This is a genomic window from Cryobacterium sp. 10S3 (assembly GCF_034344045.1).
GTDB lineage: Bacteria > Actinomycetota > Actinomycetes > Actinomycetales > Microbacteriaceae > Cryobacterium > Cryobacterium glucosi.
Genome location: NZ_CP133773.1, coordinates 2218078 through 2233785, shown reverse-complemented (window position 1 = coordinate 2233785; position 15708 = coordinate 2218078). Strand labels below are relative to the sequence as shown.

Annotated in this window: 18 protein-coding genes, 1 pseudogene and 1 riboswitch; of the genes and pseudogenes, 10 read left to right on the top strand and 9 right to left on the bottom strand. The window is 61.8% G+C overall.

Annotated features, from left to right (window positions below; genetic code table 11):
* Positions 1–128: 128 nt before the first annotated feature.
* Entirely contained in the window at positions 129–419 is a 291-nt protein-coding gene (locus RHM57_RS10390) for an antibiotic biosynthesis monooxygenase (protein ID WP_322135550.1), read from the bottom strand.
* A 170-nt stretch (positions 420–589) separates the two neighbouring features.
* Between RHM57_RS10390 and RHM57_RS10385 the strand changes: the two genes are divergently transcribed.
* From RHM57_RS10385 to istB, 4 genes are all read left to right on the top strand, one after another.
* A complete protein-coding gene (locus RHM57_RS10385) occupies positions 590–1087 on the top strand; it encodes a GNAT family protein (RefSeq protein ID WP_322135551.1) in 498 nt (165 codons plus the stop codon).
* A 253-nt stretch (positions 1088–1340) separates the two neighbouring features.
* Positions 1341–2357, top strand: coding sequence for a CoA transferase (locus RHM57_RS10380; RefSeq protein WP_322187956.1), 1017 nt, complete (start codon positions 1341–1343; stop codon positions 2355–2357).
* Positions 2358–2461: 104 nt separating this feature from the next.
* Positions 2462–4138 carry an IS21 family transposase gene (istA, locus tag RHM57_RS10375; protein WP_322187954.1) on the top strand — a complete coding sequence of 559 codons (1677 nt, stop codon included), beginning with the start codon at positions 2462–2464 and terminating at the stop codon, positions 4136–4138.
* Positions 4139–4143: 5 nt separating this feature from the next.
* On the top strand, positions 4144–4959 hold the full coding sequence (istB, locus tag RHM57_RS10370; protein ID WP_198413606.1) for an IS21-like element helper ATPase IstB: 816 nt from the start codon (positions 4144–4146) through the stop codon (positions 4957–4959).
* Positions 4960–4993: 34 nt separating this feature from the next.
* Here istB and RHM57_RS10365 read toward each other — a convergent pair whose 3' ends face one another.
* Complete coding sequence (locus tag RHM57_RS10365) at positions 4994–5302, bottom strand: thioredoxin family protein (RefSeq protein ID WP_322187952.1); 309 nt, start codon at positions 5300–5302, stop codon at positions 4994–4996.
* Positions 5303–5355: 53 nt separating this feature from the next.
* Between RHM57_RS10365 and RHM57_RS10360 the strand changes: the two genes are divergently transcribed.
* The 5 genes from RHM57_RS10360 (at position 5356) to RHM57_RS10340 (ending at position 10015) form a co-directional block, all read left to right on the top strand.
* Positions 5356–5823 (top strand): CoA transferase, encoded by a 468-nt coding sequence (locus RHM57_RS10360; RefSeq protein WP_322187950.1) that lies wholly within the window; start codon positions 5356–5358, stop codon positions 5821–5823.
* A 186-nt stretch (positions 5824–6009) separates the two neighbouring features.
* Positions 6010–6663: an aminoglycoside phosphotransferase family protein gene (locus tag RHM57_RS10355; protein WP_322187948.1), complete on the top strand. Its 654-nt coding sequence runs from the start codon at positions 6010–6012 to the stop codon at positions 6661–6663.
* Complete coding sequence (locus RHM57_RS10350) at positions 6660–7256, top strand: GNAT family N-acetyltransferase (protein WP_322187946.1); 597 nt, start codon at positions 6660–6662, stop codon at positions 7254–7256. The genes RHM57_RS10355 and RHM57_RS10350 overlap by 4 nt, the downstream gene beginning before the upstream one ends.
* 292 nt (positions 7257–7548) lie before the next feature.
* Positions 7549–8664 carry a hypothetical protein gene (locus tag RHM57_RS10345; RefSeq protein WP_322187944.1) on the top strand — a complete coding sequence of 372 codons (1116 nt, stop codon included), beginning with the start codon at positions 7549–7551 and terminating at the stop codon, positions 8662–8664.
* Positions 8665–9022: 358 nt separating this feature from the next.
* Complete coding sequence (locus RHM57_RS10340) at positions 9023–10015, top strand: Abi family protein (protein WP_322140470.1); 993 nt, start codon at positions 9023–9025, stop codon at positions 10013–10015.
* 189 nt (positions 10016–10204) lie between these two features.
* Here the strand turns inward: RHM57_RS10340 and RHM57_RS10335 are convergent, their stop codons facing one another.
* The 3 genes and pseudogenes from RHM57_RS10335 to RHM57_RS10325 all read right to left on the bottom strand — a co-directional run bounded on the left by RHM57_RS10335 (position 10205) and on the right by RHM57_RS10325 (position 11605).
* A complete protein-coding gene (locus RHM57_RS10335) occupies positions 10205–10399 on the bottom strand; it encodes a hypothetical protein (RefSeq protein WP_322135557.1) in 195 nt (64 codons plus the stop codon).
* Entirely contained in the window at positions 10396–10671 is a 276-nt protein-coding gene (locus tag RHM57_RS10330; RefSeq protein WP_322187942.1) for a glutaredoxin family protein, read from the bottom strand. The genes RHM57_RS10335 and RHM57_RS10330 overlap by 4 nt, the downstream gene beginning before the upstream one ends.
* Positions 10672–11095: 424 nt before the next feature.
* A pseudogene (locus RHM57_RS10325) lies at positions 11096–11605 on the bottom strand (ATP-binding protein).
* Positions 11606–11850: 245 nt separating this feature from the next.
* Positions 11851–11925, top strand: a riboswitch (cyclic di-GMP riboswitch).
* A 123-nt stretch (positions 11926–12048) separates the two neighbouring features.
* Between RHM57_RS10325 and RHM57_RS10320 the strand changes: the two are divergent.
* Positions 12049–13533, top strand: coding sequence for a GGDEF domain-containing protein (locus RHM57_RS10320; protein WP_322140472.1), 1485 nt, complete (start codon positions 12049–12051; stop codon positions 13531–13533).
* A 50-nt stretch (positions 13534–13583) separates the two neighbouring features.
* On the opposite strand, the gene RHM57_RS10315 is transcribed toward RHM57_RS10320, so the two are convergent.
* The 4 genes from RHM57_RS10315 to RHM57_RS10300 form a co-directional block, all read right to left on the bottom strand.
* Positions 13584–14198, bottom strand: a complete 615-nt coding sequence (locus tag RHM57_RS10315; RefSeq protein ID WP_322140473.1) for a hypothetical protein — start codon at positions 14196–14198, stop codon at positions 13584–13586.
* A gap of 304 nt (positions 14199–14502) precedes the next feature.
* The gene (locus RHM57_RS10310) at positions 14503–14688 is read right to left on the bottom strand and encodes a hypothetical protein (RefSeq protein WP_322135561.1); all 186 of its coding nucleotides are present in this window, start codon (positions 14686–14688) and stop codon (positions 14503–14505) included.
* 26 nt (positions 14689–14714) lie between these two features.
* Positions 14715–14939: a glutaredoxin family protein gene (locus RHM57_RS10305; RefSeq protein ID WP_322135562.1), complete on the bottom strand. Its 225-nt coding sequence runs from the start codon at positions 14937–14939 to the stop codon at positions 14715–14717.
* A gap of 93 nt (positions 14940–15032) precedes the next feature.
* Positions 15033–15506, bottom strand: a complete 474-nt coding sequence (locus RHM57_RS10300; RefSeq protein ID WP_322135563.1) for a hypothetical protein — start codon at positions 15504–15506, stop codon at positions 15033–15035.
* Positions 15507–15708: the final 202 nt, after the last annotated feature.

The window sequence follows — 15708 nt, the reverse complement described above, 5'->3', positions numbered from 1 at the left end:
TACGGAAGACCTAAGACACCGAGTGGAGCAATGGCCCGTCGGTGCCCGTAAGCCGATCGGCATACGCACCTCGAACCACATTGCCAGTCACGGGATTCAGTCAAAAAGGATCCCAGATAGGGTTCGATCTACGGGACGGTCTGGAAATGCTCGACCAAGGGGAACGGTTCGTAGAAATGGTGCAGTAGGGCGCGCCATTCTTGGTACTGCGCGGATTGCCTGAAGCCGATCGTGTGGTCGTCGAGTCGCTCCCACTCAACGAGCAATAGGTATGTGCTCGGAGACTCGATCGAACGCGACAGCGTCAGGCTACGGCACCCGGGCATTGACGAGATGATGGACCGCGCATCGGCAAAGGCGAGCTCGAATTCAATTTCACGACCGGGAATCACGGGTAAGAGGGCATGTTCTGTTATCACCTAAGCAGTGTCCCATTCAGCGTTCCCATGTGACACAAGTGCGCCCGACCAGGCGACCGCATTGCTGGGGCAGGAATTTGTCTCGATAGGGGTCCGGCATACGGGCTCGGATCCATCCGCGGCGTATATGGGACCCTTTCCTTATGCCTGCTACTACTCGACTCATTTCCGTGACGGATGTGGAGCGCCTTGCCGGCCTTCAGCTCACCGGCCGGCTCTTCTTCGCTCCGTGGGACCCAGTCCGCGCGGACCCCTTCTTTACCGTCGCAGGCCAACAGGCGGAGGTCGAAAAAGCGCTCGCTTGGCACAGCCGTGGCGAGGCCTTACCGCACGTGATTCTCGACGAGGATTCGCAGGTTGTTGGTCGGATCACGTTTAGTGGGATCACCTACGGGGCCTTCCAATCGTGCAACATGGGTTACTGGGTCGCCCAAGAGAGCAACGGACATGGCTATGCCACCGACGCAGTTCGAGCAATGACTGCGCTTGCATTCGAAGAGTTGGGGCTGCACAGGGTTCAGGCTGAGACGCTGATCCCCAACGTGCGCTCACAACGGGTGCTTGAACGTGCCGGTTTCGCGCGCTACGGATCGGCTCCTCAATACCTGAAAATAGCGGGCCGGTGGCAAGACCATCTCATGTATCAGCTGCTTGCCGATTCCCAATAGGCGGTCAACTTCACCAACGTGATCCCACCTCATCCGCAACCAGTCGCGGACCGGGGCGATTGCAGCTTTCACGTCTCGCAGCCCGTTTCGTCGAGGGTTCCTCGACTTGCCTATCGCCGCCTTTCCCCCCGTTTTGATTCCGTCCCATGATTGCTCGGCCTCATGACCTCACCGTGGGGATAAAGTGGGGGCCACCGATGATCGCCTGACTTCACGCCCATGTGTGAACGGTCGAGGGCGTGGGAGGCACCTGATGGGCACCTTCCTCAGCACGTTTCTCTCCGATTCCGCGGAACTTCCGGAACTCACCAATCGCGTTCATTCAGCTGGGCCGGTGCCGCTATCGTCGCCGCTGCCTGTCGCGGATCTTGCCGCAGACAGCATCGCGGCGACCATGCTCATGGCCTCGTTGCTGCACCTTGTCCGCACGGGAGTGCGCGACCCGAGGGCGAGCGAAGTTCCGCAGGTGAGCATTGCGCCGCAACTCGTCGCCGGCACCTACCGGAGCGACCAACTCTTCCGGTGGAACGGGAGCCCCGCGCCAGCGTGGGCGCCCCTGTCCGGATTCTTCGCCTCGAGCGATGGCTGGGTTCGCACTCACGCCAACTACCCCCACCACGAAGCGGCTTTGCGCACACTTCTGAGATTGGACGATTCCGTCACAGCCGAGACTGTCGCTCATGCGATTTCGCGCCGTCGCGCCCTCGATTTGGAGGATGAAGCCGCAGACTCTGGTGCGGTCATAAGCGCGGTTCGCAGCCCGAGCAGTTGGAGAGGACATCCTCAAGCCCAAACCCTGGAAGCGGATCCCTTCATCAGCCTGGTGCAGCAGGCAGGAGGCTCGGGCCGCCATAGCCTGGGGTTGGCCGACAGCTACGCGCCACTGCAGGGCGTCCGGGTGCTCGACTTGACCCGGGTGATAGCCGGTCCGGTGGCCACTCGCAGCCTCGCGTTCTTCGGCGCAGACGTCCTTCGCATCGATAGCCCTGGCATGCCGGAGCTCTCCTGGCAATATCTCGATACTGGGCAAGGGAAGCGTTCCGCGCTTCTTGACCTCGGCTACAAACCAGATCGAGACCGCCTCGAACAGCTACTAACGGACGCCGACGTTATTGTCATGGGATACAGGCCGAACAGCCTCGACCTGTTCGGCCTGTCCCCAGCCGAACTCCACAACCGCCATCCAGGGCTCGTTATCGACCGGGTGAGCGCGTGGGGGCAAAGCGGACTGACTATGGCAGTGTTATTCGGACCCACCAGGGCAATCTAAGCGGGACCCACTTCGGCTGTTTCGGGGTGTCTGGGGCAATCTAAGCCGGACCCACCTCCACCGTTGTTGCAACGTGTTTTCGTTGCTCAAGGTGGAGGTTTCGGATGGAGTTTCGGATGGAGTTGTTCGCGCGGATCAGACGTGATGCGCGCGTGGAGGGCCTCTCGATCAGGGAGCTGGCCCGAAGACACGGAGTCGGGCGGCCGACGGTGCGGCAGGCCCTGGCGCAGGCGGAACCGCCGGCCCGGAAACCGAGGGTGCGAACCGCACCTCGGTTGGACGTATTCAAACCGGCGATCGACGAGATGCTCCGCCAGGACCTCGACGGACCCAAGAAGCAGCGGCACACGGCGAGACGGATCTTCGCCCGCCTTGCGGAAGAGCACGACGCGACCGAGCTGTCGTATTCGACGGTCCGTGACTATGTTCGCCGTCGTCGGCCGGAAATAGATGTCGAGGCGGGCCGGTTGCCCGAGGTGTTCGTCCCGCAGGAGCACGCGCCTGGCGCGGAAGCAGAGGTCGATTTCGGCGAGGTCTGGGTGGTGCTCGCTGGGGTGAAAACGAAATGCCACATGTTCGCCTTCCGCCTCTCGCACTCGGGGAAGGCGATCCACCGGATCTATCCGACGCAAGCGCAGGAAGCGTTCCTCGAGGGCCACATCGACGCGTTCGAGGACATCGGCGGGATCCCGACCCGGCACATCCGCTACGACAATCTCACCGACGCCGTCGTGAAGGTCATCTACGGCACCGGCCGGCAGCGCACCGAGAACCAACGGTGGGTCCTGTTCCGCTCACACTATGGATTCGATGCGTTTTACTGCCACCCCGGGATCGAGGGCGCTCATGAGAAGGGCGGCATCGAGGGTGACGTCGGCCGGTTCCGCCGCACCCACCTCTCACCCATGCCCGTTGTGGACACCCTCGCCGAACTGAATCAGAAGGTCCGTCAGTGGGATCTCGACGACGAGAACCGCAGGATCGGCGACCGCATCCGCACAGTGGCTCAGGACTTCGCTCTTGAGCGGGAGCTGCTGGCACCGATCACGGCGGAGCGGTTCGAGCCGGGCCTGTCGTTGACGCCTCGGGTGAGCCGGTCGAGTCTGGTCCGGGTGCGAATGGCGTCGTATTCTGTCCCGGCCCGGTTCATCGGCCGCACTGTGAGGGTGTCGCTCCGCGCATCGGAAGTAGTCATCTTTGATGGCCGAACCGTGATTGCCAGGCATCCTCGGGTGGTCGCACTGCACGGGCAGAGCGTGAATCTCGACCATTACCTCGAGGTCCTCCAGCGCAAGCCCGGCGCTTTCCCCGGTTCGACCGCTCTCGCTCACGCCAGGGCGACCGGTCACTTCACCTCAGCTCATGAAGCGTTCTGGGCCGCGGCACGGAAGACCGATGGTGATGCCGGTGGCACCCGAGCCCTGATCGACGTTTTGCTGCTGCACCGTTCGATGGCTGCTCAGGACGTTGTCGCCGGCATGACCGCCGCACTGACGGTCGGCGCCGTCACCGCCGATGTCGTCGCGGTCGAGGCCCGACGCCACGAAGCCTTGGGTGGGTCCGGGTTGGACCGTCACCTCGCCGATCAAGCTCGTGGTCCGGAGCGGCGAGTGGTCAGTCTTACTCAGCGCCGTCTCGCGGACCCGGCCGCCGTTATTGCCGGCCTTCCGGCCGACACCAGGCCCTTGCCATCCGTTGCCGCTTACGACCAGCTGCTCCGCATGCCCGATCGAACGACACCCGACACAGAGCCCAGCGTCAAGAAGGGAACAGGTTCATGACCACTATGACAACCATCACCACCACCCTGCGGAGAAGGCGAGGCCTCACCGAGGAAGCCGCGAATGCAGCCATCGATCAGGCCTGTCGGCGGCTTCGCCTTCCGACAATTCGTGCGGTCGTCGAGGAAGCCACGACCACTGCGCAGAAAGAGCAGCTCTCCTATCAAGGGTTCCTGGCGGAGCTGCTGTTGGCGGAGTGCGACGACCGCGACCGGCGCTCCTCCGTTCGCCGCGTCAAGGCGGCGGGGTTCCCTCGGGATAAGTGGCTTGGGGACTTCGACTTTGACGCCAACTCGAACATCAATCCGGCCACGATCAACACCCTTGCTACCGGCGACTGGGTTCGACGAGGCCAGCCGCTCTGTCTCATCGGTGACTCGGGCACCGGCAAGTCGCACCTACTCATCGCCCTCGGCACCGCGGCGGCAGAGAAAGGGTTCCGGGTCAAATACACGCTCGCAACCCGGCTCGTGAACGAACTCGTCGAAGCCGCCGACGAGAAGAACCTCGCCCGGACCATCGCCCGTTACGGAAGGGTCGACCTGCTCATGATCGACGAACTGGGCTACATGGAACTCGACCGAAGAGGCGCGGAACTCCTCTTTCAAGTCCTGACCGAGAGGGAGGAGAACAATTCAATCGCGATCGCATCAAACGAGTCGTTCTCCGGTTGGACGAAGACCTTCACGGATCCGCGGCTCTGCGCGGCGATCGTCGACCGACTGACGTTCAACGGCACCATCATCGAAACCGGCACCGACTCCTACCGGCTCGCCCACACGCAGAAACAACGAGCCGCGACAGCAACGATCAGCGGCTGATAGTGGCATCCCTGGCGCGGGAACGAGCCCAGGGTCAGGCGTGGTTCTGGATCGCCTCGACGAGCTGCGCGACAGAGGGAACGCCAGCGAAACCGGTGTCAATGCGATAGACCCGGCACGCCAGATCGGAGGTTCGTCCATCCGACGGGAACGCATCCACACCATCGAGAAGGATCGTCGGCGAGCCTGCAAACGGGACCGCCGCGGCCTGGACGCTATCTGTCAGCAGACGATACGTCACCTCGACATCGACTCGACCCAACTCGGTCAGCGCCGACTCAACCCGCGTCCCCGCCTCGACCCAATTCGGGCACTCATCAATATGAAGAATCTCTACGCGCATACACCAGTATCACTCGTGGTGATCAGACTCCGGGTCCCGCTTAGATTGCCCAGGTGGGTCCCAGTTGGGTTGACATAGCCAGCGGACCCTGGGCCGAGCGTCGAGGATTCGACAGTATCGTCCAAGCAGCCAGCGGCATTGCCCAGATCCACGCAGACGGCACGGGCAGGCCAGGTGCTTTGCCAGCCCAAGCTCTGGATCATTCCGCCGGGTACCTACTTGCCGCCGGGATCATGTCATCACTTCGACGGCGCCACCTCGACGGGCACGGGTGGACTGTCGACATTTCACTGGCCCGTGTCGCACAAGAGCTACTCGCCCAGCCTCATTCCCCGCCAACCGAAGCCGGCCCAAACGTGATCAGAACCGTGAACGCGGAAACGCCGGAAGGAACCGTCACCTGTGCCGCACCCGCGATCAGCATCAGCGGTGGCTCGAAACGCTACAGGTGGATCGGTCGCCCGTGGGGAGCGGACCAGCCAGAATGGTCCGAGCCACGATCCGCCGACGTCCAGCGATAAGGCCCACCAGGAAGGTGCGCCATCGGCAGGTGCAACATGGCGAAGCCGCCCGCTGCGGGTTCCGCTTACAGCCTTTAGGTTGGAAAGATGGATGAAGAGGTTCTAGCGGGGGGGGGGGGCAACTCGAGTATGGTCGTGCGGGTAGGCGACACCGTTCGCCGCTCCGCCGGTCCTTGGACTCCCGCGGTGCATCAGCTTCTGACCGCACTCCGCGCGGCGGGAGTGATGGAAGTACCTGAGCCCTTTGGCCTGGACGAGCAGGGCCGGGAAGTGCTCTCCTACCTTCCGGGAATCGTTGGCAATTACCCAATGCCCAGCTGGATCTGGTCGCCCACGATCCTGCGCGAGGCTGGGTCCTTGCTTCGACGGGTGCATGACGCGAGCGCGCCCCTCGTACACGCGGCCGCGGAATGGCAGTTGCCTGCGCACGAGCCAGTCGAGGTGGTGTGCCTGAACGACGTCGCACCGTACAACATGGTTTTCCAAGACGGGCACATCACGGGTCTTATCGACGTTGACATGGCGTCCCCCGGGCCTCGGATTTGGGATCTCGCTTTCCTCGTATATCGGCTCGTCCCGCTCGGCGAGTACGCAGACCCTGACGCCCCAGGAGGGGATGCTCGCCCCGGCCGGCTCGATGCGTTCATTCGCTCCTACGGCTATGAGTTCGACCAGACTGCCGTTCTTCGGACGGCAGCGGACCGCATGGAGGATCTTGCCGTTGTCACGGATCAACGTGCCGCCGACACGGGCTGCAGTGATTTCCTGGAGCATGCCGCACTGTACCGACGTGATCGCGACCGACTTCTCGACATGAGCGCAAGCCTGCAGGCCTCGTGAACGCGGATATCCAGGTAGTCCAAGTCAGCGATCCATGCGTGAAGCGTCTAACCGAGGCGGGGTATGTCGTTGTCGGCGAGTCGTGGGGTGCCCGCCTGCGCCTCAGCGATCCACCCAACCTGACGGTCCTGAACGCGGCCGTCGTCGCGGCAACGGACCAAGGATTCCTGATCGAGGAACTCGATGACAGCTGGGCGCTTCAGGTCACGGCCCTTGAAGCCTTGAACCACGCCGACTACCCGTTTACGCCAGCGACATCCGTGCCGCACCGCGACGAGTGCGACGTGCTCGAACTGTGGAAATCCGGGTGCCGCCTATTTGGTGCCATCACTGACGGGCAACTCGTGGCCGTCAGCGTAATTAGCCTGACGGCCACGCGCGCTGAAACCGAATTCACTTCCGTCCACCGCTCTTATCGTCGGAAAGGGCTCGCCGTTGCCGTCAAAGCCGCATCGGTCACGGCGTTGGCCCACGACGGCGTGCGGATCTTCGGCACGGGTGGAGCTCAAGTCAACGCCGGCAGCATCCGCATGAATGAACACCTCGGCTATGCCATCGAAGAACGCTGGCTCAGCCTCACGGTGCCGCAGTAGAACAGGAACGCACGCGCCCGGAGGAGGTCCGGCTTGTGGGCACCAGACCCTACGGACCCAGCGTGGCCCGAACGATCACGATTGCCTTCGGTGGTTGCGTCAACGAGAGGCGACATTCGGAAACCTGTGGTCTCCGGGGTGTTGCGCCTATGCTGAGGCCATGCACGTATCGCTGCGATTTCTTCGCCCTCGACCGATTCCCGGTCGCATGGGCTTAGTCGTACGCGCTTAGGTCCAGCGACAGATCGGTCGGGGGTGGCTCCTCCATCCGATCTCATCAAAGGACCAGAACATGACGTCATATCTCTCTGCGGCGGAACTCACCGACGCGCTCAACCTTCGCGACCTCTCCGACCCTGACCAGGGTCACCATGCGATGCAGACGCTGCTCGACGGCGTCGTATCCGCTCTTGCCGGTCACTGGGACATCCCGGCCGAAACCATCCGATACAGTCCGCTGGTCGCTGTCGCCGACAACTACGACAAGCTCGGCTTCGACCCAACGGCAGTCACCAGGGACCGGCGATACTCGCGCTATGTGAGTCCAACGGTGATGCTGCGCAGCCACACATCGGCCTCGATTCCCACCCTGCTGCAGTCGGTGTCGACGCAGACCAGCTGCGACCGGCTGCTGGTGTTGCCTGGCCTGGTCTACCGCCGCGATGCAATCGACCGCACCCACGTAGGGGCCCCGCACCAGGTTGATCTGTGGCGGGTGAGTTCTGGCAAGACACTCACTGCCGCAGATCTGCAGATGATGATCGAAACCCTGGTGAAAACGGTGCTGCCCGGCGCGAAGTGGCGCCCCGTTTCGGCGGCGCATCCGTACACGGTCAACGGCTGTCAGGTCGATGTGTCAATCGCGGGTGAGTGGCTGGAGCTGGCGGAGTGCGGATTGATCGCACCGCACATCCTCACCGCGGCCGGTCTGGACCCCGATGCGTGGTCTGGGCTTGCTCTGGGCATGGGGCTGGACCGGGCGTTGATGCTGAGAAAGGGTATCCCTGACATTCGGCTTCTGCGGGCGGCGGATCCACGGATCGCACAGCAAATGCTCACCCTGTCACCCTGGCAGGCCATTTCAGTCATGCCCGTGATCCGCCGCGACATCTCGATCGTCGTCGACGTGGCTGCGGACGCCGAGACCCTGGGTGATCGAGCAAGGGCGGCGTTAGGCGATCGCATCGACGACCTTGAATCGGTGGAAGTTCTGAACGCCACCGCGTACGCGGATCTCCCGCGAGGCGCGCAGGACAGGCTGAGGCTCCAGCCGGACCAAGCAAATGCACTTGTCCGACTCACACTCCGACCAATCTCCAAGACCCTGACGCACGGCGAAGCGAATGACATCCGCGACGACATCTATAGGGCATTGCATGAAGGCCCCGTTCTTGAACTGATTGGATAACCGGTTGACAGGCTCTGTTGCGCGGAGTCCATCTGTGCGCAACAGAGACCCGGACACGACCCACCCAGTCTCATCCCCGCGTTCGCAAGGGCTTCGGCGGATTCAAGTGGTGGAAGCAACAGAGGCGATTTCCTCCTTGAGACCAGCTCGCTGAGGAGGTCGTCTAGGGTGCTGCGTTTGAGGGCCGATGTGGGTGCGACTGAACCCGCCAGAAAGGGGTGGGCGAACCCATCGGCGGGGGAGGAATGGCCGGCTGCTGGGTGTCAGAGCGCTGAAGGGCGGCCGTGGTACGCTAAATTCATCACGATCAGCCCGCTCGCCTCACGGCTCGGGCTGATTTTCTTTAACTGGGGGACTCGTGGCTGAGTACACAAAGAAGTGGTTGTCGGTCGACGGACAGGTCGCCAAGCTTGAGTCACGCGGCGTTGAGGTGGGCGACCACGAGAGTTTCCGCGGGTTGCTTCGAGCCGTCGGGTATTACCGACTCACGGGCTACCTTTATCCATTCCGGGAATCGGAACCTTTTCGGGATGACGCCGGACGGATCAGGTTTCGAGTTCTTAACCGCTATCGTTCCGGCACGTCTGTAGGGCAAGCTTCTGCGCTCATTGATTTTGATCGTCGCCTGCGGATGCTCGTTCTCGAGGGCATCGAGCGGATCGAGATTTCTTTCCGCATGCAGATCGGCTATGTGTTGGGCAGGCAATCGGCATTCGCCCACATGGACCCCGTCAACTTCGTCAACTCGTTTACGGAATCACAGACTGATAAGGCGACCGGCGACACACTGCCCAGTAGACACGCGCAGTGGATCGAGCGTGTGAAAGAGCGCCAGGCCGATTCTGACGAAGCCTTCGTCGCTCACTTTCGCAACAAGTACGACGATGAAATGCCTATCTGGGCGTTAACGGAAATTCTGGAGCTCGGACATCTCGGCCGGCTCTATTCGGGATTGAACAGTTCGTTGGCGACGGAGATCGCCGCGGCCTACGGGGCACCGTCGAAGAAGGTAATGGTCAGCTGGATCTCCAGCCTGAACTATGTCCGGAATGTCTCTGCACATCACGCACGCCTCTTTAACCGCAAGCTTGTCAGCGCACCGGCACGACCCAGTCACGACCAGGTGCCACTTCTTGGTCATCTCAAGGACGGGGATTCCGCGAAAGCTGTGTTCGGCGTGTACAACGCTCTCGCGGTGATGGCCTATCTGCTCAGATCGATCGAACCGGACAGTGGCTGGCCCGCCAGGGCCGTGGAGCTCCTAAACTCTTTTCCCGAATCTGGCTGTGTGACGATCGAATCGATGGGCGTCCCGGATGCCTGGCCGACGCTTGAGCTCTGGCGCGCCTGATAGGCGGCACGCCCGGCATTGAATCGATGCACGTGAGCTTGCCAAAGGCAACCGGAGCGCTTCATCTCGGTTGAAGTTATCAGGGGAGTCCTGATCGTCGGAGATGTGGTTACCGGGACTCTGCGCTGAGCCGGTTCAAAGGGGCGTCCCGGCGTGTGTATCGCGGCGAAGGGGCCTCCTCATCGTGTCTCAACGATGAGGTTCGTCGATGCTGAAAGCTGAAACGGATTCGCGGTCGAATCGGATTAGGTGGGCGTCGATGGCGAAGATTTTGAGCTTGTCGGTTGTGGTGCGTAGCTTGTTGAGCGCGTCGCTGTCGATGTTTAGTGCTGCGCATATTTCGGCCGGTGTCATCAGGGGTGAGATAGGTGCGGGCTTGATCACGCGTTCTCCTCCGTCGGCATCGGCGTGAGTGCCGCAGTGTGGGCTGTGGCGATGGCGGAGATTTTGTCGGGTCTGAACCCTGTCCAGTGTTTGGTGCCAACGGTCACGACGGGTGCGTTTCGGTAGCCGAGTTGTGTGACCACGGCGGCGGCGACCTGGTCGTGGGTGAGGTCGATGGTCTCGTAGTCCAGGCCGACGTTGTTGAGTGCTCGTTTGGTCAGGGTGCAGTGGATGCAGTTCGGCAGTGTGTATACCGTGAGTGGTTCTGGCATCGGTGGGTCCTCTTTCTCTTATCTCCCATTGTCTTTTGGCGAAGACCTTGAGACAGCGCCAGGGGTGAATGTGCAAGGGGCCGTGGAATACCGTAGCGCAGCGAGGATATGCCGCGAAAGCCCTTGCGCAGAGGGGAATGGTGCGTACGCTCAGATCGTAAAAGGCAACGGAGTTGTCGCAAAGAAGCCTCGTCGACCAGCGGTCGACGAGGCTTCTTTGATCAGTTCAGAGCCGAAGGCTACCTCTCAGTCTTGGGCGTGGATGCGGCGGCCGTGGTGCGTGGTCTGCGGGTCCGCGGCGTGTTCTTGAGTATTTGCGGGTCTGGGGGCCAGCGAATATTGCCTTCGGGGGCCATCGATATTGCCGCTGGGTGCCACCCAGTCGCGCAGCCGGGGGCCACTGGCGCCCCCGACCGCGCGAGCCTCAGGCCGTGGCGTGACCGGCGGTGTGTTCTCGCATGTTGTGGCCGCCGGTCTCGACCCAGATGGTGTTGTGCACGATGCGGTCCATGATCGCGTCCGCGTGAACCCCGGAGCCAAGGCGCTGGTGCCAGTCCTTTTGGGCGTATTAAGTGCAGAACACTGTTGATGCCTGATCGTAGCGGCGCTCGAGGAGTTCCAACAGCATGCTCCTGGTGCTCTCGTCGGGCTCGTCGAGGAGCCATTCATCGATCACCAGGAGCGTGAATGCGGCGTACTTGTTCAAGAACTTCGTCGTGCCGGAGGGTTTATCGCGGGCCAGCTGCCAGGCCTCTTCGAGCTCCGGCATTCGAATGTAGTGTGCTCGCACCCGGTGCCGGCACGCGGCTTTCGCCAACGCGCAGCCTAGATATGATTTCCCCGACCCGGTGAATCCCTGGAACACAACGTTCTGTTGCCGGTCGATGAAAGGGCCGGGGCAGTCTGCTCTTCTTCTGCCTCCCGGCCGCGTCATATGTCCACGTGGTGGCGGCGGTGTCGGGGGCGGTGCTGTTGAGTTGGTTGTAGGCGTTGTAGCTGTCGTCGATGGGTGCCGCGCGGAACTTGGGGTGGGTGAGGCTTGGGTATGGTGAACTTCGCTCCAAGCGAAAACGAATCTTCAGAGATCAGGAGTCAACCAAACCGGGGGCCGTTCCAGCCGACAGAATGCTACGGTCAGGTCAGGATCACTTGATCATTGACGAGACGGCGTTTCTGCGTCAGTCGCACGGGCACATCCGGTGCAAGCCGGTGTCGCAAAGGCACGGGACCCCTTGGGTTAGCCGGCCTATCAACAGACAGGACCGACGCTCAATGGGCGTTTTGCGAAAATCAGTAGACCGGGTGAACGTCCGTGGCCTCTTGAGGCCGTCTGACGGGACTGTCCAAAGCACACGGTGGTACTTTGCCGCCCTGGCGATGGCGTCTCTGATCGTGTCCGTGCCTGCTGCGTTTTTCGAAGCGACCGGCGGCGTGATAGTGCTGATGCTTTTGGGGTCAACGGTAACGTTGCTGTCATCGTGCGTTCACGTCCTCCTGAGTCGGCAGGTACCACTGTGGCTGGACGTATTGGACACGGTTGCGATTGTTGTTCTCGGGCTCGCCAGTCCGTCCACGACGACGGTGATCGCCTACGTGCTCACCGCGATCTGGTTTCGAGCCTTCTACGGATCGATCTGGCGTTCTCTGCTGCGATGTGTCCTCGGGATGGCAGCGCTCTCTGCGACAGTGCCGTTGTGGTCGTTGATTCCGACCCACTCGGTGCCACCGACAACGACGGGCTTATACGAGTCGTTCCCGCTGATATTCATCGCCGTTTTCATCGCCCGCCAAATGGGCGGTGGCCTGCTGGCGCGAGAGCAGGCCACTCGGCGCGATACCGTGTTGGCCGCCACCGGCTCGCAATTGTTGGGCCTCACTGACGAGACCTTGATCAGGGCTCTCGCTTGGGCGGCTTGTGCTGAGATTTGTGATGCCACTCCAGGTTTGCGCCTGCTCAAACTGGTGCGCGATGGCGCCGAGTTGAGGGTTCAAGGAGTTGCCGGCAGCTTCCTTAGTGTTCCGGGAGCGTTTCCTGGGACCGTCGTCTCGTCCACAACGGATCCAGGGGATGCGCGGGTCCTTCAGCCGGGACCGCTGGATGACGCCGTCGGCGTCGACCTCGCCTGGTCGTGCGTTAGTTTGCGGGGATTGCACGAAAACGCCTGGATGCTGGTAGGTGCGCCGAAGAAGATCCCCTCAGATGCGTTGTTGTCTGTGCGTGATTTGGTCAACCAGGTGGCTCTGGCCCTCCGCAATAGTGACGTGCATCAACAACTCACGTTACAAGCCCAATATGATTCGTTGACTGGGCTGGACAACCGGGCTTCCTTCACCGCGAAGCTGGCCTCAAGCCTCGCGGACCAGGCGCATCTGGACGGTCTGCACGTTTTGTTCCTCGACTTAGACGACTTTAAGGATGTTAACGATGTCCTGGGTCATCGTGCCGGAGATGCGGTACTTCTCGAGGTCGCAGCGCGGCTGCGCGGGTGCACTCGCCCCGGCGATGTCTGCGCGCGACTGGGCGGCGATGAATTCGCCATCTTGTTGCGCGGTACCACGGCCAGCGCTGCTAGGGACGTCGCTCAACGCATGATTGACTCGCTGACACCACCCGTGCGCGTTGGCGAACGCTTTGCGCAGGTCGGTGCCAGCGTCGGGATCGCGACGCTCACACCCGGGATTGATATCGATGAGCTTGTACATCAAGCCGATATCGCGATGTATGCAGCCAAAGCCAACGGCAAAGGTCAAGTACAGGGCTATCACGTGGGGCTCATACACACCGGTGCGACCCGGCTAACAACCGAATGGGCCCTCGCAGTCACAGCTATTCGCACGCGCCCACTCCGTGGAGCGCGTTGATCATTTTTGTGTCTCTGAGGCTCTCCTCACGCTCGACGAAGGTCAAAAACCTATCCTGACAGCGGTGCCTTGCTGAGGTCTAGCATCCCGCCAGCGTGCCGGAAGAAGCGAGTCCCGACCGGCGCCGACACGCAGGCCCGCTCGCCCGCTTCCTCGCTCGAGATGCCCTGGCCAACGAGGCCCCCAGAAATCCTGGCGGTGCTCCCGGTGCCACCCCGGCGGCCGGCCTGGCGACCGCATCGGTTCTCGCCCGAGTTGCGTGGCCATCCAACCCTTCGGACGTCCCATAATCCACCTCCATGATCGAGGTGTTGCTTCCACCGGTTGAATCCACTCTTCTTGTTGTATCCGCTGTAGAGAAGAACAATCTTGCAGCCGTGAAATGTGCAGAACACTCGGAGAAGTACCTGGCGGTCGATGCCAGACATATCCATCGGCGGCGCTAGGCCGGCTTCAGTAAAAATCGCCTGCAACGATTTGCGCACGCGAAACTCGTACAGTCCATCGCCGAGTGATTTCCCCCACTCGCCTGCGCAAATGTCGATTCCATAGACCTCGAGTACGTGCTCGATTGCCGCGATGAGGACCGCCTGCTCGTACGGAGGGAGCGAGTCCACGAAGCGGTCAAGGGTATCGCCCTCATATTCAACAGTCCAGGCGGCCAATATCGTCCTCTCTTATGGTGCGCCGTGAGCTTATCGAGTCCGGGAGCGCCCATAGGCCCGTACGATCCCTTCAAAGAGCCACGATGGTGGCATCAGCGGCCCCGGTGTCGAGGGATAGTGGCGTGTGCCCGGGCAATTGGTCAACAGCTTGTTGGACAGCGGGGCGCTGGCTCTCCCCGGCCCGCGCGATTGCTTGCATGCCGGTCCAGTTCGTCCTCAGGTATGGATCGGAACACGTGGGATCCCGCTCACCGATTTCTTCGCCACCGGAAACGCGGGTGCCGGTGCGTGCGCCGAGTCGAACTTATTGTCGAGTCCCGGGTGTGTGTCTCGGCGAAGGTGCCCCGTCGGCGAGGCTGAAAGTCAGGACGGACTGGCGGTCATCGCGGAGGAGGTGTTCGTCGATGGCGAAGGTTTTGAGCCTGTCGGTGGTGCGCAGCTTGTCGAGGGTGTCGATGCGCAGTGCTGCGCATACTTCGGCTGGAGTCATGAGAGGTGAGATGGGCAGCGGCTTCCTCACTCTTTCTCTTCCTTCAGTATCGGCGTGAGCGTGGCGGCTTGTGCTGCGGCGATGGCGTTGATCTTGTCTGGCCTGAACCCCGCCCAGTGTTCGGTGCCAACGATGACGACGGGTGCGGATCGGTAGCCGAGTTGTGTGACCAGGTCGGCGGCGGCTTGGTCGTGGGTGAGGTCGACGGTCTCGTACTGCAGGCCGACGTTGTCAGAGCGTGAGGAAGCCACAACCGCGAGTGGCCGGCGTCGATGGGACCGCGTTGCCGTCCGTCGGCTTGGAAGGGTGTTTGCCAATCATCCAATCCTTAGGTGAGCCACCGATCAGGGGGTCTGGTTTTCCAGGGACTTGACCTTGTCGAGGAGGGCACCTATGGCGGCGTCCTGTGAGGCGAGGTGCAATTGTATTTGTTTCGCTTCTTCGAGGATCGCGCCCGCATCTTCATAGGTGGCGGCGGCTCGTGCGTCGGAGGCTGCAGCCTGGATGTTCTGGCCCACAATGATGATCGGGAGGAGCACCAATTGGAGGAACGTCTGGGCGACCCAGGCGATGATAACGATGGAGTCGTGGCTTTGAATGGCGGCCGGCAGGCTGACAAGGCTGATGGCGGCGAATGCGTAGGCCGCCCACATTGTTCCGACGCTCTTCGTGATGCCCAAGCCGATTTTTTGATTGATGCCGTTCACCCGGCCGGAATCAGCGCGCAACTTCGAGAGAACTGAGCGCACGGTCGGCGGCCCTTGGGCGGCACGTTCGGCGGCTCTCGGGTGTTGGGTGTAGTCGAAGTCTGCGCTCATTATGTCGGTGCTCCCATTTCATGTTGGAGGTGTGAAGTATCCCACCGTTGGCTCCCTCATGATTTCTGCGCGCCCCGCTTCAGCGGATATGAGCGGCAGCATGTCCAATGCTCTACGAGAGTTCTTCATCCTGGTCTTTGGGGAGGCGTGGGCGAACCCGTGACCTACGCATTGGCGAGGCTAGCGACAGAATTCCAGTAGG

Coding starts and splice junctions, on each gene's coding strand:
- istB (WP_198413606.1), top strand. CDS start 4,144: ATGACAACCATCACCACCACCCTGCGGAGAAGGCGAGGCCTCACCGAG.
- RHM57_RS10330 (WP_322187942.1), bottom strand. CDS start 10,671: ATGCCAGAACCACTCACGGTATACACACTGCCGAACTGCATCCACTGC.
- RHM57_RS10300 (WP_322135563.1), bottom strand. CDS start 15,506: ATGAGCGCAGACTTCGACTACACCCAACACCCGAGAGCCGCCGAACGT.
- RHM57_RS10320 (WP_322140472.1), top strand. CDS start 12,049: ATGGCGTCTCTGATCGTGTCCGTGCCTGCTGCGTTTTTCGAAGCGACC.
- RHM57_RS10380 (WP_322187956.1), top strand. CDS start 1,341: ATGGGCACCTTCCTCAGCACGTTTCTCTCCGATTCCGCGGAACTTCCG.
- RHM57_RS10310 (WP_322135561.1), bottom strand. CDS start 14,688: ATGACTCCAGCCGAAGTATGCGCAGCACTGCGCATCGACACCCTCGAC.
- istA (WP_322187954.1), top strand. CDS start 2,462: ATGGAGTTTCGGATGGAGTTGTTCGCGCGGATCAGACGTGATGCGCGC.
- RHM57_RS10345 (WP_322187944.1), top strand. CDS start 7,549: ATGACGTCATATCTCTCTGCGGCGGAACTCACCGACGCGCTCAACCTT.
- RHM57_RS10365 (WP_322187952.1), bottom strand. CDS start 5,302: ATGCGCGTAGAGATTCTTCATATTGATGAGTGCCCGAATTGGGTCGAG.